The sequence below is a fragment of the Paenibacillus sp. HW567 genome, assembly GCF_000374185.1.
GTDB lineage: Bacteria > Bacillota > Bacilli > Paenibacillales > Paenibacillaceae > Paenibacillus_AQ.
Genome location: NZ_KB910518.1, coordinates 907,309 through 925,922 on the forward strand (window position 1 = coordinate 907,309; position 18,614 = coordinate 925,922).

General features: G+C 53.2%; 16 protein-coding genes and 1 other annotated feature. Of the genes, 13 read left to right on the forward strand and 3 right to left on the reverse strand.

Annotated features, from left to right (window positions below):
* Positions 1–65 precede the first annotated feature (65 nt).
* Both B212_RS0104145 and B212_RS0104150 read left to right on the forward strand, forming a co-directional pair.
* Positions 66–1,205 (forward strand): glycoside hydrolase family 88 protein, encoded by a 1,140-nt coding sequence (locus tag B212_RS0104145; RefSeq protein ID WP_019909132.1) that lies wholly within the window; start codon positions 66–68, stop codon positions 1,203–1,205.
* A 28-nt stretch (positions 1,206–1,233) separates the two neighbouring features.
* The gene (locus tag B212_RS0104150; protein WP_019909133.1) at positions 1,234–2,589 is read left to right on the forward strand and encodes a glycoside hydrolase family 28 protein; all 1,356 of its coding nucleotides are present in this window, start codon (positions 1,234–1,236) and stop codon (positions 2,587–2,589) included.
* A gap of 31 nt (positions 2,590–2,620) precedes the next feature.
* Here B212_RS0104150 and B212_RS0104155 read toward each other — a convergent pair whose 3' ends face one another.
* Positions 2,621–3,304, reverse strand: a complete 684-nt coding sequence (locus tag B212_RS0104155) for an SOS response-associated peptidase (RefSeq protein WP_019909134.1) — start codon at positions 3,302–3,304, stop codon at positions 2,621–2,623.
* Between the two features lie 83 nt (positions 3,305–3,387).
* On the opposite strand from B212_RS0104155, the gene B212_RS0104160 reads away from it, so the two are divergent.
* Positions 3,388–3,849 (forward strand): DUF523 domain-containing protein, encoded by a 462-nt coding sequence (locus tag B212_RS0104160; RefSeq protein WP_019909135.1) that lies wholly within the window; start codon positions 3,388–3,390, stop codon positions 3,847–3,849.
* 54 nt (positions 3,850–3,903) lie between these two features.
* On the opposite strand, the gene B212_RS0104165 is transcribed toward B212_RS0104160, so the two are convergent.
* Positions 3,904–4,665, reverse strand: a complete 762-nt coding sequence (locus B212_RS0104165; RefSeq protein ID WP_019909136.1) for a hypothetical protein — start codon at positions 4,663–4,665, stop codon at positions 3,904–3,906.
* Positions 4,666–4,884: 219 nt separating this feature from the next.
* On the opposite strand from B212_RS0104165, the gene B212_RS0104170 reads away from it, so the two are divergent.
* The 5 genes from B212_RS0104170 (at position 4,885) to leuS (ending at position 11,369) form a co-directional block, all read left to right on the forward strand.
* Positions 4,885–6,036, forward strand: a complete 1,152-nt coding sequence (locus tag B212_RS0104170) for a cysteine desulfurase family protein (RefSeq protein ID WP_019909138.1) — start codon at positions 4,885–4,887, stop codon at positions 6,034–6,036.
* A 97-nt stretch (positions 6,037–6,133) separates the two neighbouring features.
* Complete coding sequence (locus B212_RS0104175; RefSeq protein WP_019909140.1) at positions 6,134–6,655, forward strand: PRC-barrel domain-containing protein; 522 nt, start codon at positions 6,134–6,136, stop codon at positions 6,653–6,655.
* Positions 6,656–6,669: 14 nt separating this feature from the next.
* Entirely contained in the window at positions 6,670–6,879 is a 210-nt protein-coding gene (locus tag B212_RS0104180; protein ID WP_019909142.1) for a hypothetical protein, read from the forward strand.
* A gap of 213 nt (positions 6,880–7,092) precedes the next feature.
* Positions 7,093–8,160 (forward strand): AI-2E family transporter, encoded by a 1,068-nt coding sequence (locus B212_RS0104185; protein WP_019909143.1) that lies wholly within the window; start codon positions 7,093–7,095, stop codon positions 8,158–8,160.
* A gap of 77 nt (positions 8,161–8,237) precedes the next feature.
* Positions 8,238–8,503 (forward strand) — a binding site (T-box leader).
* A gap of 415 nt (positions 8,504–8,918) precedes the next feature.
* Positions 8,919–11,369 (forward strand): leucine--tRNA ligase, encoded by a 2,451-nt coding sequence (gene leuS, locus B212_RS0104190; RefSeq protein ID WP_019909144.1) that lies wholly within the window; start codon positions 8,919–8,921, stop codon positions 11,367–11,369.
* Positions 11,370–11,473: 104 nt separating this feature from the next.
* Here leuS and comER read toward each other — a convergent pair whose 3' ends face one another.
* Positions 11,474–12,322 carry a late competence protein ComER gene (comER, locus tag B212_RS0104195; RefSeq protein ID WP_019909145.1) on the reverse strand — a complete coding sequence of 283 codons (849 nt, stop codon included), beginning with the start codon at positions 12,320–12,322 and terminating at the stop codon, positions 11,474–11,476.
* Between the two features lie 140 nt (positions 12,323–12,462).
* On the opposite strand from comER, the gene B212_RS35200 reads away from it, so the two are divergent.
* The 5 genes from B212_RS35200 to B212_RS0104220 all read left to right on the forward strand — a co-directional run bounded on the left by B212_RS35200 (position 12,463) and on the right by B212_RS0104220 (position 18,576).
* Positions 12,463–13,206 carry a ComEA family DNA-binding protein gene (locus tag B212_RS35200; protein ID WP_019909146.1) on the forward strand — a complete coding sequence of 248 codons (744 nt, stop codon included), beginning with the start codon at positions 12,463–12,465 and terminating at the stop codon, positions 13,204–13,206.
* Between the two features lie 93 nt (positions 13,207–13,299).
* Positions 13,300–13,818, forward strand: coding sequence for a deoxycytidylate deaminase (locus B212_RS0104205; protein ID WP_019909147.1), 519 nt, complete (start codon positions 13,300–13,302; stop codon positions 13,816–13,818).
* A gap of 127 nt (positions 13,819–13,945) precedes the next feature.
* On the forward strand, positions 13,946–16,630 hold the full coding sequence (locus B212_RS30755; protein WP_019909148.1) for a ComEC/Rec2 family competence protein: 2,685 nt from the start codon (positions 13,946–13,948) through the stop codon (positions 16,628–16,630).
* A gap of 138 nt (positions 16,631–16,768) precedes the next feature.
* Positions 16,769–17,728, forward strand: coding sequence for a carbohydrate ABC transporter permease (locus tag B212_RS0104215; RefSeq protein WP_019909150.1), 960 nt, complete (start codon positions 16,769–16,771; stop codon positions 17,726–17,728).
* On the forward strand, positions 17,728–18,576 hold the full coding sequence (locus B212_RS0104220; protein ID WP_019909151.1) for a carbohydrate ABC transporter permease: 849 nt from the start codon (positions 17,728–17,730) through the stop codon (positions 18,574–18,576). The genes B212_RS0104215 and B212_RS0104220 overlap by 1 nt, the downstream gene beginning before the upstream one ends.
* Positions 18,577–18,614: the final 38 nt, after the last annotated feature.

Genomic DNA, 18,614 nt, shown 5'->3' on the forward strand with positions numbered 1-18,614 from the left:
ATCTGCTATAAACTGAAAGTAGTTTGGTGCTGGAATCTGGAGACATAGAATAAGGAGAATAGACGATGATATTTAAACTGAATGAAGACAATCAAGCTTGGCTGAACGAATCATGGAAGAAGCTGCAAGTCAAAATGTCTGCGGAATGTGACCGGATCGGCAGCCGCATTCCGTACATCCCGGAAGGCGGACGGTACAAGGAAGATAAGGGCGAAACGGACATCTACTGGTGGACGAACGGCTTCTGGCCGGGCATGCTGTGGCAGATGTATCATGCGACTGGTGAGGAGAAATACAAGGCGGCGGCTGAGAGGGTGGAGCATAGACTGGATGCTGCTTTTGCCGGCTATGACGGGCTTCATCACGATGTCGGCTTCATGTGGCTGCATTCGGCAGTCGCCAACTATCGGCTTACCGGCAGCACCCGGTCGAAGACCCGGGGGATACATGCGGCCAATCTGCTGGCAGGCCGGTATAATCCCCGCGGCAAATTTATCCGCGCCTGGAATGACGACTGCACGGGCTGGATTATCGTGGACTGTATGATGAACATTCCGCTGCTGTATTGGGCAAGCGAAACCACCCAAGACCCCCGTTTTGCCTATATTGCCAAGGATCATGCCGATACGGCTCTGAAGCAGATTGTGCGGCCGGATGGCTCCTGCAATCATATCGTCATTCTTGACCCGGAGAATGGGGAGCTTGTGGAAGCTCCCGGCGGACAAGGGTATGCTGCCGGTTCTTCCTGGTCCAGAGGCCAGGCCTGGGCGATATACGGTTTTGCGCTGAGCTATCACCACACCGGTGAACAGCGCTATTTGGATGCGGCCAAGCAGGTAGCCCACTATTTTCTTGCCAATGTAGCCGGAACGGATTTCGTACCGGTCGTTGATTTCCGGGCTCCAGAGGAGCCGGTCTATTGGGATACAACCGCCGGAGTTTGTGCCGCTTGCGGGATGCTGGAAATTGCGGAGCATGTCGGCGAATCGGAGCGGGCGCTGTATGTGAACGGAGCGGTGCAAATTCTCAAGGCGACCGACCGGCGCTTCTGCAACTGGAATCCCGAAGAGGATGCTATTGTCGATAACGGGACCGGGTCGTACCATAGCAGAAACGGTGATTTCGCAGTGCCGATTATCTATGGCGACTATTTCCTGATTGAAGGCATTCTCCGGCTGAAGGGGAGCGACCTCCTGATCTGGTAGTCGGACATAAAGGATGGAGGAACAAGTTATGCGGGATTGGTTTGATGTAAAAGATTACGGTGCCGTAGGCGATGGCACCACTGTGGATACGAAGGCGATTCAAGCAGCGATTGACGATTGCTTTGGCGCGGGTGGAGGTTATGTCGTTTTTGCCGGCGGCACGTTTGTTTCCGGTACGATTATTTTGAAATCCAACGTCTATTTACAGGTGAACCCGTCAGCAACGCTGCTGGCTAATCCCGATATCGGCGATTATCCGGACGGTACGCATTACAACCGCTATATCAATGAGAAAGACATGGATAAGTGCTTCATTTATGCTGAAGATGCGGCGAACCTTGGCATTGTCGGCCAGGGTGAAATCAATGGCAATGCCGAGAGCTTTCCGAATGAGGGCAGCATCTATCGCCCGATGATGATGCGGTTCCTGCGCTGCAGAAATATTCACATCAAAGGCGTGCGGCTCTATAACTCGACCGCGTGGACGACGGCCTTTCTGGACAGCGAAAATATTTGGTGCGAGGATCTGGACATCCGCAATGACAGAAGATACAACGGCGACGGGCTGGATTATGACGGGTGCAAAAACGTCTTTATTTCCAACTGCAAAATTTGGGGAACCGATGACAATCTATGCCTGCAAGCAAGCAGCAAAGCCTATCCGATGCAAAATGTGCATATCACCAACTGTCATTTTACCTCCATTTGCGCGGGTATTCGTATCGGTCTCAAGTCAGTGGGCGACATCTCGAATGTAGTTATTCACAACTGCACCTTTGAGAATGTCTGGCGGGAAGGAATCAAGATTGAATGTACGGAGGGCGGCAGCATTACGGATATCATAGCCCAAGGGCTGGTTATGCGGAATGTAACCCGTCCGGTCTTTATCATCCTGAACAATCGTCTCGATACCATCGGCTCTTCGATCGGCCTTGCGGCCATGCCGGAGATCGGCAGCATGGAGCGGATTCATCTGTCGGATATCCTTGCAACGGATGATGAGGAGATGAACAACACCCATTTCCGCTTCACCGATGATATGATGGGCTGCCCCTCCTTTGCCGGGATTCGGGTCGATGCCTGCGACAGCCATCCGATTCGGGACTTAACCATGAAGAATATTACGTATACCTTTGTCGGCGGAGTGAAAAAAGAGGACATTCCCGCAGAATACCCGAAGGTATGGGATATGCGCTACGGGCATCCTGGACAGGTGTCCGAGAATTATTATCCGACCTGGAGCCGGGCGACATTTATGGATATCCGAAACGTGGAACGGCTTGTCCTCGACGGAATGAAGTTTCATGCCTTGAAAGAGGATACGAGAGATTCATATATCCTTGAAAACTGCAAGAGCCTCAAAGAAGACATCACGGAATATTAGCGGCAGCGGATCAAACGGGGGCTTGAAAACTCTAAGGTTTAGAAGTGGTAACTTCCTCCACCAATTCCTTATAGTCATTGCGCACATTGCCGACCGCGGCAGACACAGGATATGCCCGCATCAGCTCGGCATTGTACGGAACCAGCAGCTTCATCAGCTCCGGCTCCTCCTGATTGTTGCGGTCAAGCCACTGTGATTCCGCTTCGCGGCTGAGAATGACGGGCATGCGGTCATGGATATCCGCCATCAGGCTGTTGGCCTCTGTGGTGATGATCGTGCAGGTGCTGAGCTTATTTCCGTTTGCATCCACCCAAATATCGTACAGCCCGGCCATGGAAAAAAGCTCCCCGCTTTTCAGCGTGATCCGCATGGGCTGCTTGCCCCCGTCCTGCTGCTTCCAGTCGTAGAAGCCATCCGCAGGAATGATGCAGCGGCGTGAGCGTATAAGTCCCTTGAAGGCTGCTTTGTCCCGAAGCGACTCACTGCGTGCGTTGATCATCCTGCTGCCGTTCTTGTCCTCCTTCGACCAAGAAGGAACCAGCCCCCACCGGAGCTCTCCAAGCCGGTTCTGTCTGCCGTCATGAATAACCGCCGGTATATGCTGCATCGGGGCCACATTGTACTTAGGAGCATAATGGACAAGAGACGTATCCTGGATAAAATAGTGTAGCATCAATTCTTCCATACTTACCATAATGGTATATCTCCCGCACATCCTGCCAAAACCTCCCGTATCATTGAATGCTATAATATCAATTATAAATGAAGAAACGGGTTATAGCGAAGGAGGGAATCCCGGTGATTATGGTAAGCTCCTGCCTGGCAGGCATGAAAGTAAGATATAACGGCACGGCTTGTCTGGATGTGACCATTCAAAAGCTGCTGGACAGCCATCAGGCGGTTGCGGTATGCCCCGAGCTGCTGGGAGGTTTCTCCACCCCAAGAGAACCGGCAGAAATTATTGGCGGGGACGGTGCGGCTGTGCTTGAAGGGACCGCGAAAGTGGTGGACCGTCTGGGGACGGATGTAACTGAAATGTATATAAAAGGAGCTTATGAAACGCTGGAAAAAGCACGCCAATACGCGGCAACGACTGTAGTCCTCAAGGAAAACAGCCCTTCCTGCGGCAGCTCCATGATCTATAACGGAGATTTTGCCGGACAGAGAGTTCCCGGCGAGGGAGTAACGGCTGCGCTGCTTCGGCTAAATGGCATCGAGGTCGTCTCAGAGGAGCAGCTTTCCTCGCGATTAGTTCTTTAATTCATGCAAAATCAGGTGTGGACTCCCCGGGTAGGGTGCAGGGGTTATTATCTTTTATGCCAACGTTTGCAGGACATTGCTGAACAGGCTGGACAGCTCGCTGTCAGTTGCTGTGGAGAAATCCGCTCCAGAGAGCATTCTCTTCACCGCAGCCAGTGGATTATCTGTGTCTCCAGAGGGTTCTTCTTTGTTTCCGGCAAAACTCAGGCGGCTCTGCAACTGGGTCAGTACGGACTTCATATCCTCTGAGGTCAGTCCGGCTTCCAGCGCGGTTGATCCGCCGGTTACGCCTGCGTCATCTGTACGGTCTGTACGCTCAGACCTGTTCATGTTGTTCAGCCCCCAGGCAAAAGGCGGAGGGAATCCCCCCATAGCCTGCAGCATCGCAGGAATACCGCCTGAATCTTCTCCTGTACCCGCAGAGTCACCATTCGCTGAGCCAGACGGTGATGGAACAGATTGCAAGGTCTGCAACAGCAAAGTCAGCTCATCCCCGTTCTCCGGCGATAGCCCATAGCTGCTCGTATCCGTTTGGATTTGTGCCAGCAGCGAGCTCAGCTCATCCCCCGGTAAAGCCGTTTTCGCCACACGCATTTTAGCCGGTGTATAGGTTCCGGTGTAGTAATCCTCTGTATCTTCTTTGGACCCGTTTAATTGAAAGATCAGCTTGGCAATTTTACTGAAATCGGTTGAATCCGTGCCAGCCGCACTCTGATCTCCATCCGTGGAGTAAGAATTGGCTGAAGAGGTCCCCGTGCTTGTGTTAGTGAGAGCATAATAGCTTTTATTATAGTAATTATTAATAGATAAAGACATTTCCGGTCTCCTCTCAAACTCTGTTGCCCTGTCTATCCGAAAGTCCACGTTACTATATCGGGGAGAAAGCTGAGTGCAAGCTGAATAAATCAGCCAATTGCGGCCTGGAAATGTTACAATATTGTGTTAATTGACAGGTGGTAAAAGAACACGTTCAGCAGTATAATCGAGTAGTCCTGTAAGGAAATTCTGAATACCAGAGAAGCGGAGAACATCGTCATGAAACCGATCTATTTGGACCACGCCGCCTCAACCCCGGTTCATCCGGAGGTGGCTAAGGTTATGTACAATATGCTGCTAGAGCAATATGGCAACGCGTCCAGCGTGCACACCTACGGACGTTCCGCCAAAAGAATAGTCAATGGAGCGCGCGACACCATCGCGGGCTTTTTGGGCTGTGCGCCTGAGGAATGGGTGTTCACAAGCGGCGGTACGGAGAGCGACAATCTGGCGCTGTTCGGCGCGGCCGCCGCATCTGCCCACAAAGGCAAACATATCATTACCACGGCTGTGGAGCATCATGCGGTGCTGCATACCTGTGAAGAGCTGGAGAAGATGGGCTTCACGGTTACTTATCTTCCGGTGGATTCTACGGGGCGGGTGAATGCTGCCGATGTGGAAGCTGCCTTGCAGGAGGACACGGTGCTGATCAGCGTGATGTTCGCGAATAATGAAGTAGGAACTGTAGAACCTATAGAAGAGATTGGCAGATTGGCTGCTGAGCGGGGCATTTTGTTCCATGTCGATGCAGTACAGGTCCTGGGCATGCTGCCGGTCACACTCCGCGAGCTTCCAGTGGACTATATGAGCTTCACCGCTCATAAGATCAATGGACCGCAGGGGATCGGCGGGTTGTACGTCCGGCGAGGTGCGCCGCTGTCTCCAAGACAGCACGGCGGAGTGCAGGAGCGCGGCAGAAGGGCAGGCACCGAGAGCCTTGCCGGCGCGGCAGGTTTTGCCAAGGCGGTGGAGCTTGCGGTGGGAGAACTGCAGCAGCGCCGGGAGAAGGCGCTGCTGCTGCGGGAAACACTGCTGCGGGAGCTGGACCGCCGGATCGGGCGGGAGAGCTATGTCATCAACGGGGATGGGCAGCATTTTTTGCCGGGGATTCTGAACCTCAGCTTTCCTGGAGCTCCAACCGATGTGCTGCTGATGAATCTCGATATGGAGGGAATCGCCGCCGCCAGCGGTTCAGCCTGCACCTCAGGTTCGCTTGAGGTTTCGCATGTGCTGCAGGCGATGAAGCTGCCGGGGGAACTTTTGAACTCGGCGATTCGCTTTAGCACGGGATTGGGTAATACTAATGAAGAAATGGAGTATGTGGCCCAAAAAGTTGAAACCATTCTGAAACGGCTGCGTAAAAAAGACTAGGCGTCACTACTACCTTGTATCCGTTTCAGCGAGAGAGAGTTTCTCTGGCTCTGAGGGAACTCGTAAGCACACTCAAGGTGAAGGGACAATAGCAGCCATGAAACTTCAAGATATGATTGGCCTCGCTGTATATGAGGTTGAAGAAGGTAATGAAGTCGGCAAAATTGCCGATGTTGTACTGGATTCAAACTGGCATGTTACGGGTATTGAAGTGGAAAGTAAAGCATTTTTGTCAAGTCACGTGAAAGTTGTGGCATGGGATGACATTGCCGCTTATGGCGAGGATGCTGTCATGATCCGCAGTAAAGAGTCGATTATGAAGACCGACACTGACCATATACCCTATACTTTTCTTCTGGGAAAGAACAAACTGAAGGATCTGCAGGTGCTGACTACATCCGGAACAATTCTGGGACGAGTATCCGATGTTTATTTTGACCAGAAGTTGGGAAACACAATAGTAGCGCTGGAAATCAGTGACGGGCTTATAACTGATTTGATCGAGGGCCGCAGATGGCTGCCTTGTTCTGATGGAATGTCCATTGGGGAGAATTCGGTACTGGTTCCCGCGATGAGCGAAGAACGGCTTCAAAAAGCCATTAATATTGTTAACGGATAGGTGGAATGTATTATATGAAGTGTCCAAACTGTGGCTCCAAGGATATCGGCAAGATTGGTTCCCACCAGTTCTACTGCTGGGGCTGTTTCATCGAACTGACGGTCAACGGCGAGAAAATGTCGGTCTATCAGGTTGAAGAAGACGGCACACTCAGCTCGCTTGACGATCTGTTCTCCGGGGAAGAGATTGCCCAGGATTTCCCGCAGATTCATGCATCCTCCTGAAATAGATTTAGGCTGTTTTAGGAACTAGATTGACATATAATCTGATGCGTCCAAATCCCTTGCAACGTAATGCGGCAGGGGGAATTTGGGCGCTTTTTTGCATACATATCATGTCTTGAGTGAGGGGCAGAAATTGGCGGTTATTTTTTGGCAGTCATACATATACTTATCTACAAAGCCAGTCCAGAATTGCCGCTAGGAGAGTGTACACTCATGGAGCAATGGTCCCAAAGCAAATGGTTCCGCTGGATGATCGGAGTGCTGCTCGCCCTGATCATTTTATATTTCGTATGGCAGCTTCGTCCGATGCTGCAGGGGATTTTCGTGTTTCTGAAGGAGATTCTTGCGCCGTTTCTGGCAGCCATGATTATCTCCTATGTTCTGAATCCTGTTGTCAGTATGCTGGCCGGACGCAAAATGCCGCGCAGCGTTGCAGTGCTCCTGATCTATGCCGTATTCCTGACTTCGATTGCGGTGATTGCCATCAACCTGATTCCCATGTTCATCGAACAGCTTGAGGAATTGAATGAACATTTGCCGGAAATGACACTGCATGCGCAGGGGCTAATGCGGAATATGAATTCAAAGCTGATCCCGCCGGGAGTGGAGCTGGGCATGAACAACTGGTTTTATCAGATGGAAAATCGTTTAGCCGAAGGCATCTCCCACTTTCTTGATAATATCGGATCGACAATAGGTGTATTGTTCAACGCATTCATCGTGCCGTTTCTTGTGTTCTATATTCTTAAGGATTTCGATGTATTCGAACGGGCGGTCGTCTCCTGTCTGCCCCGCTCACGGCGCAAGTCAATGGTCAAGCTGTTAAAAGATATTGATGATGCGCTCGGCAGCTATATACGCGGACAGTTCCTCGTCTGTGTCATCATCGGGGGGCTGGCCTATATCGGTTATGCGATTATCGGCATGCCTTATGCGCTGCTGTTCGCCTGTGTGGTAGCTGTGTTCAACATCATTCCCTATATGGGCCCGTTCCTGGGGGCAGCGCCGGCAATCGTGATGGCTTCAACGCTTTCGCTGCGTCTAGTGCTGCTGGTAGCTGTGGTGAACACTCTTTGCCAAATGCTGGAGAGCAATGTCATTTCGCCGCAGGTGGTGGGCCGTACGCTGCATCTGCATCCGCTGATGATTATTTTTGCGCTGCTGGTGGGCGGAGAATTGGCGGGAATGATCGGACTGATTCTGGCTGTGCCTGTTTTTGCGGCCGGAAAAGTTGTGATCCAGCATTTCATCACCTATTATATCCGGCGTAAGCCGGTGTAACAGGGGAAATCATTGACTGTACCTGCTTCTTTTGTATATAATGTGGTGAATATTACTGATTAATCATCAGTAAGCATAGCTGTGCGATGAAGAGGAGTATTAATTCGTGAGACCGTTATTGCAGAGAGCCGGCGCAAGGTGCGAGCCGGTTAACGGAGAAGAGTGAACTCACCTCGGAGTAATGGCGCTAGCCGCAGGCGGCCGCAAGCTTGAAGCTGCGAAGCCCGCGCGTGAACCGTCGTCGTCTCACCCCCGTTACAGGGTGTCAAAGTGAGTGGCAGATAAAGCATATCCGCCGCTAACTAGGGTGGTACCACGGGAATTTCAACCTCTCGTCCCTAGCGATTATACGCTAGGGATGGGAGGTTTTTTTGTAGTATTGGACCTGTCAGGAACCTGGTTGCGGCAGGCCGCCGAAGCGAACCAACCTGTCTGCTTGAGGTACACGAAAGCAGCTACCCGCCCCTAGCGGAACAGCGAGTCCTGAGCTGGTTCTTGGACTTTGCCGGCCCGTTAGGCAAAACGGGTGGAATTATAAAAGTTACAGGGAAACGCAATGGAGAAAAATTTTGGAGCTGGAGAAACGAAGTGTTCGCCTTTATTCTCGGATTTCTACCGCTAGCAGCGGTTCAAGTCAAGAAATCGGAGAATAACAGCGATCGGAAGCCCAAAACTTTTTTGTAGTGGAGCTAGCTCCCTGAATTTTTTTAAGACAACAGTTTTAACTAAGCAAGCAACACTCCAAGGAGGAGCATAAGATGAGCGACAACAAATTCAGCACAGAAGCCCAAGCAGGCTACCGTGCGCAAACCATCGAACCGAAATGGCAAAAATTCTGGGATGAGAACAAAACCTTCAAGACAGGTGAAGATGCGGGTAAGCCGAAATTCTACGCGCTGGATATGTTCCCGTATCCTTCAGGCGCCGGGCTGCATGTCGGCCACCCGGAAGGATATACAGCTACAGATATCGTCTCCCGCTACAAACGGATGCGCGGCTATAACGTGCTGCACCCGATGGGCTGGGACGCTTTCGGACTTCCGGCTGAGCAGTATGCAATGGATACCGGACAGCATCCGCGCGACATTACAGTTAAGAACATTAATAACTTCCGCCGCCAGATCAAGTCGCTGGGCTTCTCCTATGACTGGGACCGCGAGATCAGCACAACCGATCCGGAGTACTACAAGTGGACGCAGTGGATTTTTATCCAATTGTACAACCGTGGCTTGGCGTATGTGGCAGAGGTATCGGTCAACTGGTGTGAAGCGCTGGGAACGGTGCTGGCTAACGAAGAAGTCATTGACGGCAAAAGCGAGCGCGGCGGCCACCCCGTGGTCCGCAAACCGATGCGCCAGTGGATTCTCAAGATTACAGAATATGCTGAACGCCTGCTTGAAGATCTGGAAGAGCTGGACTGGGAAGAAAGCATCAAGGATATGCAGCGCAACTGGATCGGCAAATCCACCGGCGCTGAGGTCATCTTCGCGATTGAAGGTCATGATGCGAGCCTGGAGGTATTCACCACCCGCCCGGACACCTTGTTCGGCGCAAGCTATTGCGTACTGGCACCGGAGCATAAATTGGTAGACCTCATTACGACAGCGGAGCAGAAGGCAGCAGTTGCGGAATACCGTGACAAGGCTTCCCGCAAGAGTGACCTTGAACGTACGGATCTGGCTAAGGAGAAAAGCGGCGTATTTACCGGCGCTTATGCCATTAATCCGGTGAATGGCGCACAGGTCCCGATCTGGATCGCCGATTATGTGCTTGCCGGGTACGGAACGGGAGCAATTATGGCGGTACCGGGCCATGACACCCGCGACTGGGAATTCGCCAAGCAGTTCGGCCTGAACATTGTGGAGGTTGTACAGGGCGGTAATGTCGAAGAAGAAGCCTACGCCGGAGACGGACCGCATGTGAATTCCGATTTCCTGAACGGCCTGGAGAATAAAGAAGCCATCGCCACAATGATATCCTGGCTGGAAGAGAAGGGCAGCGGCAAAGGCAAAGTAACCTACCGCCTGCGCGACTGGCTGTTCAGCCGCCAGCGTTACTGGGGCGAGCCGATTCCAATTTTGCATCTGGAAGATGGCACAATGAAGACCGTTCCGGTGGAGGAGCTGCCGCTGCTGCTGCCGGAAGTGGATTCAATCCGTCCTTCGGGCACTGGTGAATCCCCGCTGGCCAATGTGACCGAGTGGGTTGAAACGGTTGATCCCGAGACCGGCATGAAAGCCCGCCGCGAGACGAACACTATGCCGCAATGGGCCGGAAGCTGCTGGTATTACTTGCGCTACATTGACCCGCGCAACGACAAGGAGCTGTGCTCGCCGGAGAAGCAGAAGGAATGGCTGCCGGTTGACTTGTACATCGGCGGAGCCGAGCATGCGGTGCTTCACCTGCTTTACGCCCGTTTCTGGCACAAGGTGCTGTATGATCTCGGCGTGGTCGATACGAAAGAGCCATTCCACAAGCTGGTGAACCAGGGAATGATCCTGGGGAATAATAACGAGAAAATGAGTAAATCACGGGGCAATGTCATTAACCCGGATGAAATTGTGGAGGCCTATGGCGCGGATACACTTCGTGTCTATGAAATGTTCATGGGGCCGCTGGAAGCAACGAAGCCGTGGAACGAAAAAGGCGTAGAGGGAATTCACCGCTTCCTCTCCCGTGTATGGCGTCTGTTCGTGAATGAGGACGGCAGCATCAGCGCCAAAATCACCCCGGACGGCGGCACCGACGAGTTCAAGCGGACTTGGCACAAGACGCTGAAGAAGGTCACCGAGGATTTCGAGCATCTGCGCTTCAACACGGCGATCAGCCAACTGATGATTTTCATCAACGATGCTTACAAGCAGGACACCTTGTCCACCGAAGCGGCAGAGCATTTCGTGCAGATGCTGTCACCGCTTGCGCCGCATATTTCGGAAGAGCTGTGGCAGCTGCTCGGGCATGAAGGAAGCATCAGCTATGTGGCTTGGCCGGCTTATGATGAGGCCTGGACGGTGGATGCCGAGGTGGAAATCGTCGTGCAGGTAAATGGTAAAATCGTACAGCGCGCATTGATCGCGCAGGATATGAGTCAGGAAGATATGCAGAACCATGCCTTGTCGCTTCCGAATGTGAAGGCGGCGGTAGAGGGCAAAACCGTACGCAAAATCATTGCGGTTCCCGGCAAGCTGGTTAATATTGTAGTGGGTTAAGCGAAGAACGCATTTCTGCCCGCAGCAACGGAGTGATCCGTGCTGCGGGCTTTGTTGGTTTAAAGCAGCTTTGAGGACAAAAGACCCGTGTTGCAGCGAGATTTTTAACGGTCCAGCGGAGCTTGAATGATGCCGCCCGCGCCGAACAGAATGTCGAGCTTCTCGACGTCTTCATCGTATTTTTCATGCGTTGTGGTGATCAGGCGTTCAAAAACACCGTCCAGACTGGTGCGCAGATGGTTCAGGGCTTCCGCTGTTATGCCGCCGCGCACGGCTACCCGTTCTTGCAGCTCTTGCGGAGTGAACCCGCCTTCCGTCAACAGCTTGCCTGTACCGAGCAGCATTTCACCGGCCAGCCGGGTAAGCAAGGCTTCTTCTATGCCAGTGGCTTCTACCGCAGCTTCGATCCACCGCTCAATGAAATAGCTGATGAACGCTGGGCCGCAACTGGAGAAATCTGAAGCGATCCGGGTATGCGTCTCCTGTATTTCTAGTGGAACGCCTATGAAAGACAACAGGTGAAGCAGCAGTAGCCTGTCTTTTTTATTAAGTCTGCTGCCAAATATACAAAGTGAAGTCCCGCTTTTGACAGAGTGGGTGATGCTGGGAATGACTTTGGCAATTTTGGATGGCAGAGCGGATTCCAGGTGATAGAGCATCACGGGGCTGGTAATGGAGACAACAATTTGCTCGCTGTGCAGGCTGCCTGAGATTTCCTCTGTCAGCGTTTTGAATTCCAGCGGCTTTACACATATGAAAAGGATATCGCTTCCGGCTGCAATCTCTCTGTTGCTGCCTATGGATAGACCTGGATGGCGTTCTTGAAGCTGCAGCAGTTTGGCCTGACTGCGGTTGCCGGCAAGCACATCACATGGCTCAAGTGCTCCCGAAGAAAGAAAGGCGTCGATGAGCAGACTGCCCATGCTGCCTGTTCCGATAAATCCCACCTTCATCCTGGGGTACCTCCTTTCTGATGTCGCTATTGCTTGCAGCAGTACTCTTCGTTAAGTGTATGCACAGGAGTCTTGGACAAATGACAGGTTTTAACCGGATTATTGAATAAAATTCCAGTTGATTGTAGGGGGAGAGCTTTATGAACAAAAGAATTCTGGCTTTGGTCATTACCGCCGGACTGCTGGGCGGCGGGCTTGTGTGGGCAGCGGACCGTGAGGAGGACAGCGGTATCGCCGGATGGGAGACACTCAATGCCAGCATGGCACAGGCTCTGGGCTCAGCGGACAAGGAGGCAACGGCGGCTGCGGCTGGCGGGAGCAGCGTGGAGGAGAGCACTAAGTCAGGCGGGGAGAGCCGGGAGAAGGGAGCGGGCACAGGGAAGGAAGGCAGCGCAGGAAAGGAAGATGCAGCTTCCAAAGGGGCGGCAGCTAATGCTGCGAAGAGTAGCGGTGCAGAAGCGCTATCCCCGCCAGGAAATGGCGCAGGAACGCCTGCTGCTGGAAGCGGTGCAGGAGCGGCGGCCGGAACAGGCACGGCTAAGGGGACCGCTGGAAATGTAGGCGGTGCAATAGCGGCTGGGACAAATGGAGCAGCAGAACCCGCTGCAGGGAGCGGCATGGCAGCCGCTGTCAATGGAAGCTCCGCGCCCCCCTCCAGTGAAGGAGCTTCTGCAAGCCAAACATCTGTGGACGGTAAAATCAACGTCAACATAGCGGATGCTGCTGCGCTGATGGATCTGCCGGGAATCGGTGCGAAGAAGGCGCAGGCGATTATAGATTACCGCAGCAGCAAAGGGGCTTTTCGCAGCTTGTCTGATTTGGGTGAAGTGAAGGGAATTGGGCCAAAGCTGCTAGAAAAGCTGAAGCCGTTGGTGATATTCTGAGAGTGACCGGGTGCGCAACCATTGTCCTAGTGGAAGCTTGCTGCAATATGCTACAATAATGAACAACTATTGAAGGGAAAGTGGAGATTGCTGATGACTGTAGCCTACCGCAAGAATTGGGATACTTATTTCATGGATATTGCCTGCATGGTCTCCACACGCTCGCGCTGTCCCCGCCGCCATGTTGGCGCTGTGCTGGTACAGGGCAAGAAGCTGTTAGGCACTGCCTATAATGGAGCGCCGATGGGGGTGCCGGATTGCTCGGAAGCGGGCTGCATGGTCTCTGAGCAATATGAACGGGAGCTGGTTAACGGGGTGGAGACGATGGTGATGAAGCAGCGCTGCATCCGCACCATCCACGCCGAGCAGAATCTGCTGCTGTTCACGGACCGTAGCGACCGGGAAGGCAGTACCGTCTATGTTACCGATGAACCGTGCTGGACCTGCGCCAACATGCTGGCTAACAGCGGAATTGTGGAGATCGTCTATCTGCGGCCGTACCGCAAGGATATGGAGAAGGTAGAGGCGATGCTGCGCTCCAAAGGGATTATTTTTCGGCAACTGGAGAAGTATGAGCCGCCGAAGGAAACGATGATTACCGTATCGGAATAGCCGGAAGGCTGCCGCAGCCGAATAAGCATAAGCTTCAGGGGAAGAACCTCTGTATTACGCGATTTTTGCGAATGCAGGGGTTCTTTTATTTGTGTACAAGCGGATGTGTATATAGGGAGGAACGTTCATGAAAAAAAGGCCGCTGTTAAGCTTCACAGTATGCTGGATTGCAGGCAGCTCGGCGGGCTGCTTGTTCTCCGGCCGGAGGCTGCTGATTTACCTGGCGGGCTGTCTGCTGCTGCTTATCATCCTTGCTGTCAGCGCAAGAACCGGATGGAGAAATTTAGCGGTGTTCGGATTGGCGCTTATTGCGGCAGCCCTGATCTGGGAAGGGAATGAGGGGCGCAATGTCAGCCTGCTTCCGGGAGCGCTGGGACATTCGGCAGCGGAGCTGAATGAGTCTTATGTACAAGCCGCAGGCGTGATCACTTCACCTGTGGACCGGGATGGGGACCGGGTTGATTTTACTGTAAAGCTGTCGCAGCTAGGAGTGAGCGGGGAAGGAGATTATCCGCAGGAAGGAGCACAGAAGCGGGAAGGTCAAGTGGCGGGCGAGTTAATCGCTGTGCAAATCAAGCTCCAGGCCGAAGCTGAAATCGCCATTGCTGCCAAGTGGAGGAGGGGAGATCAGGTGGTGCTTGAGGGACAGCTTAAGCAGCCTGCGGAAGCGCGTAATTTTGGCGGTTTTGACTATCGGGCGTATTTGCTGACTCAGAGAATTCATTGGATCATCAAGGTAGACGGCGCGGAGAGTGTAAAAGCTTCACCCCCGGCATCCTGGGGGCTATCCAGTATTTTGCGCTGGAATGATGCGGCGCGCGCCGCTCTTGGCGCGGAGATGGACCGCTTATTCCAGGAGCCGCATGGGGGATATATGAAAGGGTTGGTCCTGGGCATTCAGGACGCCCTGGACGAAGAGACATTCAAGCAGTTCTCGCAGCTTGGACTGACGCATATCCTGGCGATTTCGGGCATGCATGTGGCGGTGTATGTCGGGGTGCTTCTGTTTATACTGAGGCGCTGCCGCCTGACCAGAGAAACGGCTCTTACCATAACCGTGCTACTTGTACCTGTATACGTGCTGCTGTCCGGCGCGGGGCCGTCCATCGTGCGGGCGGGGATTATGAGCATGATTGGCCTGCTGGCCGCCCGGTTCGGGCTGCTGAAGGATGGAATGAATATTCTAGCGGCGGCGGCGCTGATTATGCTGGTCTGGAATCCGTATCTTCTGCTGAGCGTCAGCTTCCAGTTGTCCTTTCTGGTTACCGCCGGGCTTATGGTCTATATGCCGCTTGCCGCGCCTTTGCTGCGCGGGTTGCCCCGCTGGCTGGGCAGCGCAGTATCGGTGACGCTGATCGCGCAACTGGTGTCTTTTCCGCTGACGATTTATTACTTCAACCAGTTTTCACTGTTGTCCTTTGCCGCCAATCTGGTGCTCGTCCCCTTTATTACTTTTCTGGTGCTGCCGCTGGGGACGCTTGCGCTGTTGCTTGGACGGGTCTGGAACGCTGCTGCCGGTGTGACCGCGTATGTTGCGGAGCTGCTGAATAATGCTACCTTTGGCGCGGTGGAATGGATGAACGGGTTATCCGGCGGGGTTCTGATCTGGAGTTCTCCTTCGCTGCTGTGGATTTGCCTATATTATTTACTGCTCTATGGCTTGCTGTACAGCCTGAAGAAGCGGTCTGAGGCCCGGCTGGCGCCGCAGGCAATGGAGGATGAGACGAAGCCGCTGGCCGAGCTGGATCAGCCGCAAGGTGCAAGCGGAGGAAGCCTGGGCGGTGGCATTTGCATTTGGAGCAGAGGGAGGGGGAGCGCTTGTCCGATACCCTTCGAACTTCCGGCAGCCCTGCGCTGGACTGGCCCGGCAGCCTTCTTGTGTACGGCCGGAATTGCCCTGCTGCTGTACAGGGGCTACTATGCAGAGAATCTGGGAGGTGCGGGAGCGATCAGCTATCTCGATGTGGGGCAGGGTGACAGCATTCTGATCACCACTCCCGGCGGAGCCCATATTCTGGTCGATGGCGGCGGCACGGTCAGCTTTGGCAAAAAGGAGGAATGGCGCATCCGCCGCAGCCCGTTCGAGGTCGGGGCCAAGACGCTGCTGCCGCTTCTGAAGCAGCGGGGGATTCACCGGCTGGATGCCGTCATCTTGACTCACGGCGACCAGGATCACGCCGGAGGGCTGCAGGCGGTGCTGGAGGGAGTGCCTGTGTCAGCGCTGCTGTTCAACGGGACGCTGGCAGGCCGCGAGCCTTACCGGAAGCTGATGGGTACAGCGCTTGCGGCCGGTGTCCGGCTGTACGCTGTGCAGCAGGGGATGGTGCTTGCTCCGGATGAGGATACGGAGCTGACCTTCCTCTGGCCGGCCGGGGAAGCGGGCGAGGGGTCTGCCATGCCGGAGGTGGACGATCAGAATCACCTATCGGTGGTTTTTCGGCTGGAGATGAACAGCCGCAGCTTTCTTTTTACAGGAGATATGGATAAGGCCGCGGAGGAAACCATCCTCGAGGACGGCAGGCAGGCGGGAATCGGCACCGGACAGCCCATTGATGTGCTGAAGGTCGCGCACCACGGCAGCAAAACCGCAACAAGTGCAGCCTGGCTGGATTTCTGGAATCCTAGTTCTGCTGTGATCTCTGCCGGAGTGGGCAATCTGTACGGGCACCCGAATGCCGAAGTGCTGGATCGTCTGACGGCTGGACGCACCGCTGTATACCGGACCGATCTGCAGGGGGAGATTCAGATGAAGATCCGGCAGGAGGGGATAACGGTACGGTGTAAGTTGGAAGCGGCAGAGGTGCAGCGGTAAATAATTTATTTTCCGCAGCCCGCCGAGAATTGATAGATAGTGAAAGAAAAGCATTCATTCCTCTCCTTCAAGCCTGTAGCATGCCGAACTATAATGAAAGAAAAGTTCCGATACAGATGGAAGATAGGAGTGAAATTCATGAACAATGCTGCTGCAAAGCAAGCGCCCGCGGGTTCCATGAAAACGGTTCCGTCCAGTAAAACGCGCATCAGACGCTGGGAATCGCCGCTTGCCGGTTATCTGTTCCTCTCCCCATGGCTAATAGGTTTCTTCCTGTTGACCCTGGGACCGATGGTTATGTCCCTGTATTACTCGTTTACGGATTACTCATTGCTGGCGGCGCCCAAGTGGACCGGACTGGCGAACTACACCAAAATCTTTACTGAGGATGATGTCTTTCCGTCATCGCTGCGTATTACCATTACCTTCGTGCTGCTGACCGTGCCCCTGCGGCTGATGTTTGCGCTCAGTGTGGCTATGCTGCTAAACCGGAAGATCAAAGGGATTTCCTTCTACCGGACGATGGTCTACTTTCCGTCATTAATCGGGACGAGCATCGCGGTATCCATCCTCTGGAAAAATATTTTTAGCCGCAACGGATTTATCAATGATTTCCTTTCAATTTTCGGGATTAAAGGCCCGGCCTGGATTGCTGATCCGAAATACGCGCTGGGTACGCTGATTCTATTAATGGTCTGGCAATTCGGTTCGTCGATGATTATTTTCCTGGCTGGTTTGAAGCAGATTCCGGGGGATCTATACGAAGCCTCCGCCGTGGATGGGGCAAGCAAGTTCCGCCAGTTTTTCTCGATTACGCTGCCGATGCTCTCGCCGATTATTTTGTTCAATGCCATTCAGACGATGATCAACACGTTCCAGATGTTTACGCAGGCTTTTGTCATTACGGGCGGCGGTCCGGTCAAATCCACTTTTGTCTATGTTATGTACCTGTATGAAGAAGCCTTTACCAAGTTCCATATGGGCTACGCCTCGGCTCTGGCCTGGATTTTGCTGCTGCTGATCGGGTTGTTTACGGCCGTGCTGTTCGGAACTTCGAAATACTGGGTGTTCTATGAAACGCAAGGAGGCAAGAAATAATGGAAGCCACCAGTTCAAGCAAACGCTTTGTTACGCATATTTCTCTCCTGGTCGTCAGTTTGATCATGATGTATCCAATCTTTTGGTGGCTGGGCGCCTCTCTAAAAACCAATGAAGAGATGAGCTCAGCCAATCTGTTCCCGAAAATCCCGCACTGGGCCAACTTTTCCGACGGCTGGGTGTCGGTGCCGAACTTCACATTCTCCCATTTCTATCTCAATACCTTTGAGCTTGTCGCCGGAGTTTTGTTCACGAGCGTGATCTCCTGCAGTCTGGTGGCCTTTGCCTTCTCACGCCTGGATTTTCCGCTGCGCAATTTCTGGTTCGCGATTATGCTGGTTACCCTGATGCTGCCGACTCAGGTTACGATTGTGCCGCAGTATGTCATGTTCAGCAAATGGGGCTGGATCAACACCTATCTGCCGTTCTATATTCCCCATTTGTTCGCAGGCGGCATCGGCGGGCCGTTCTTTATCTATCTGCTCGTCCAGTTTATGCGCTCCGTCCCCAAAGAGCTGGATGAGGCGGCCAAAATCGACGGCTGCTCCTGGTTCAGCATCTACTGGAGAATTATGCTTCCTTTGGTAAAACCCGCACTGGTTACCGTTGCTATCTATTGTTTTCTGTGGAACTGGGATGATTTCTTCGGACAGATGCTTTATATTAATACCATTGATAAATATACGATCAATCTGGCACTCAAGCTGTTCATCGATTCGCAAGGATCGGTGCCATGGGGACAAATGCTGGCGATGTCGCTGGTATCCATAGTTCCATCGGTGTTGATTTTCTTCCTGGCACAGAAGCATTTTGTCGAAGGAATGTCGGCAGGGGCTTTGAAGGGCTAGGTCATATCCATAGCCGGAATTTGAAGCTGCGAGTTTTC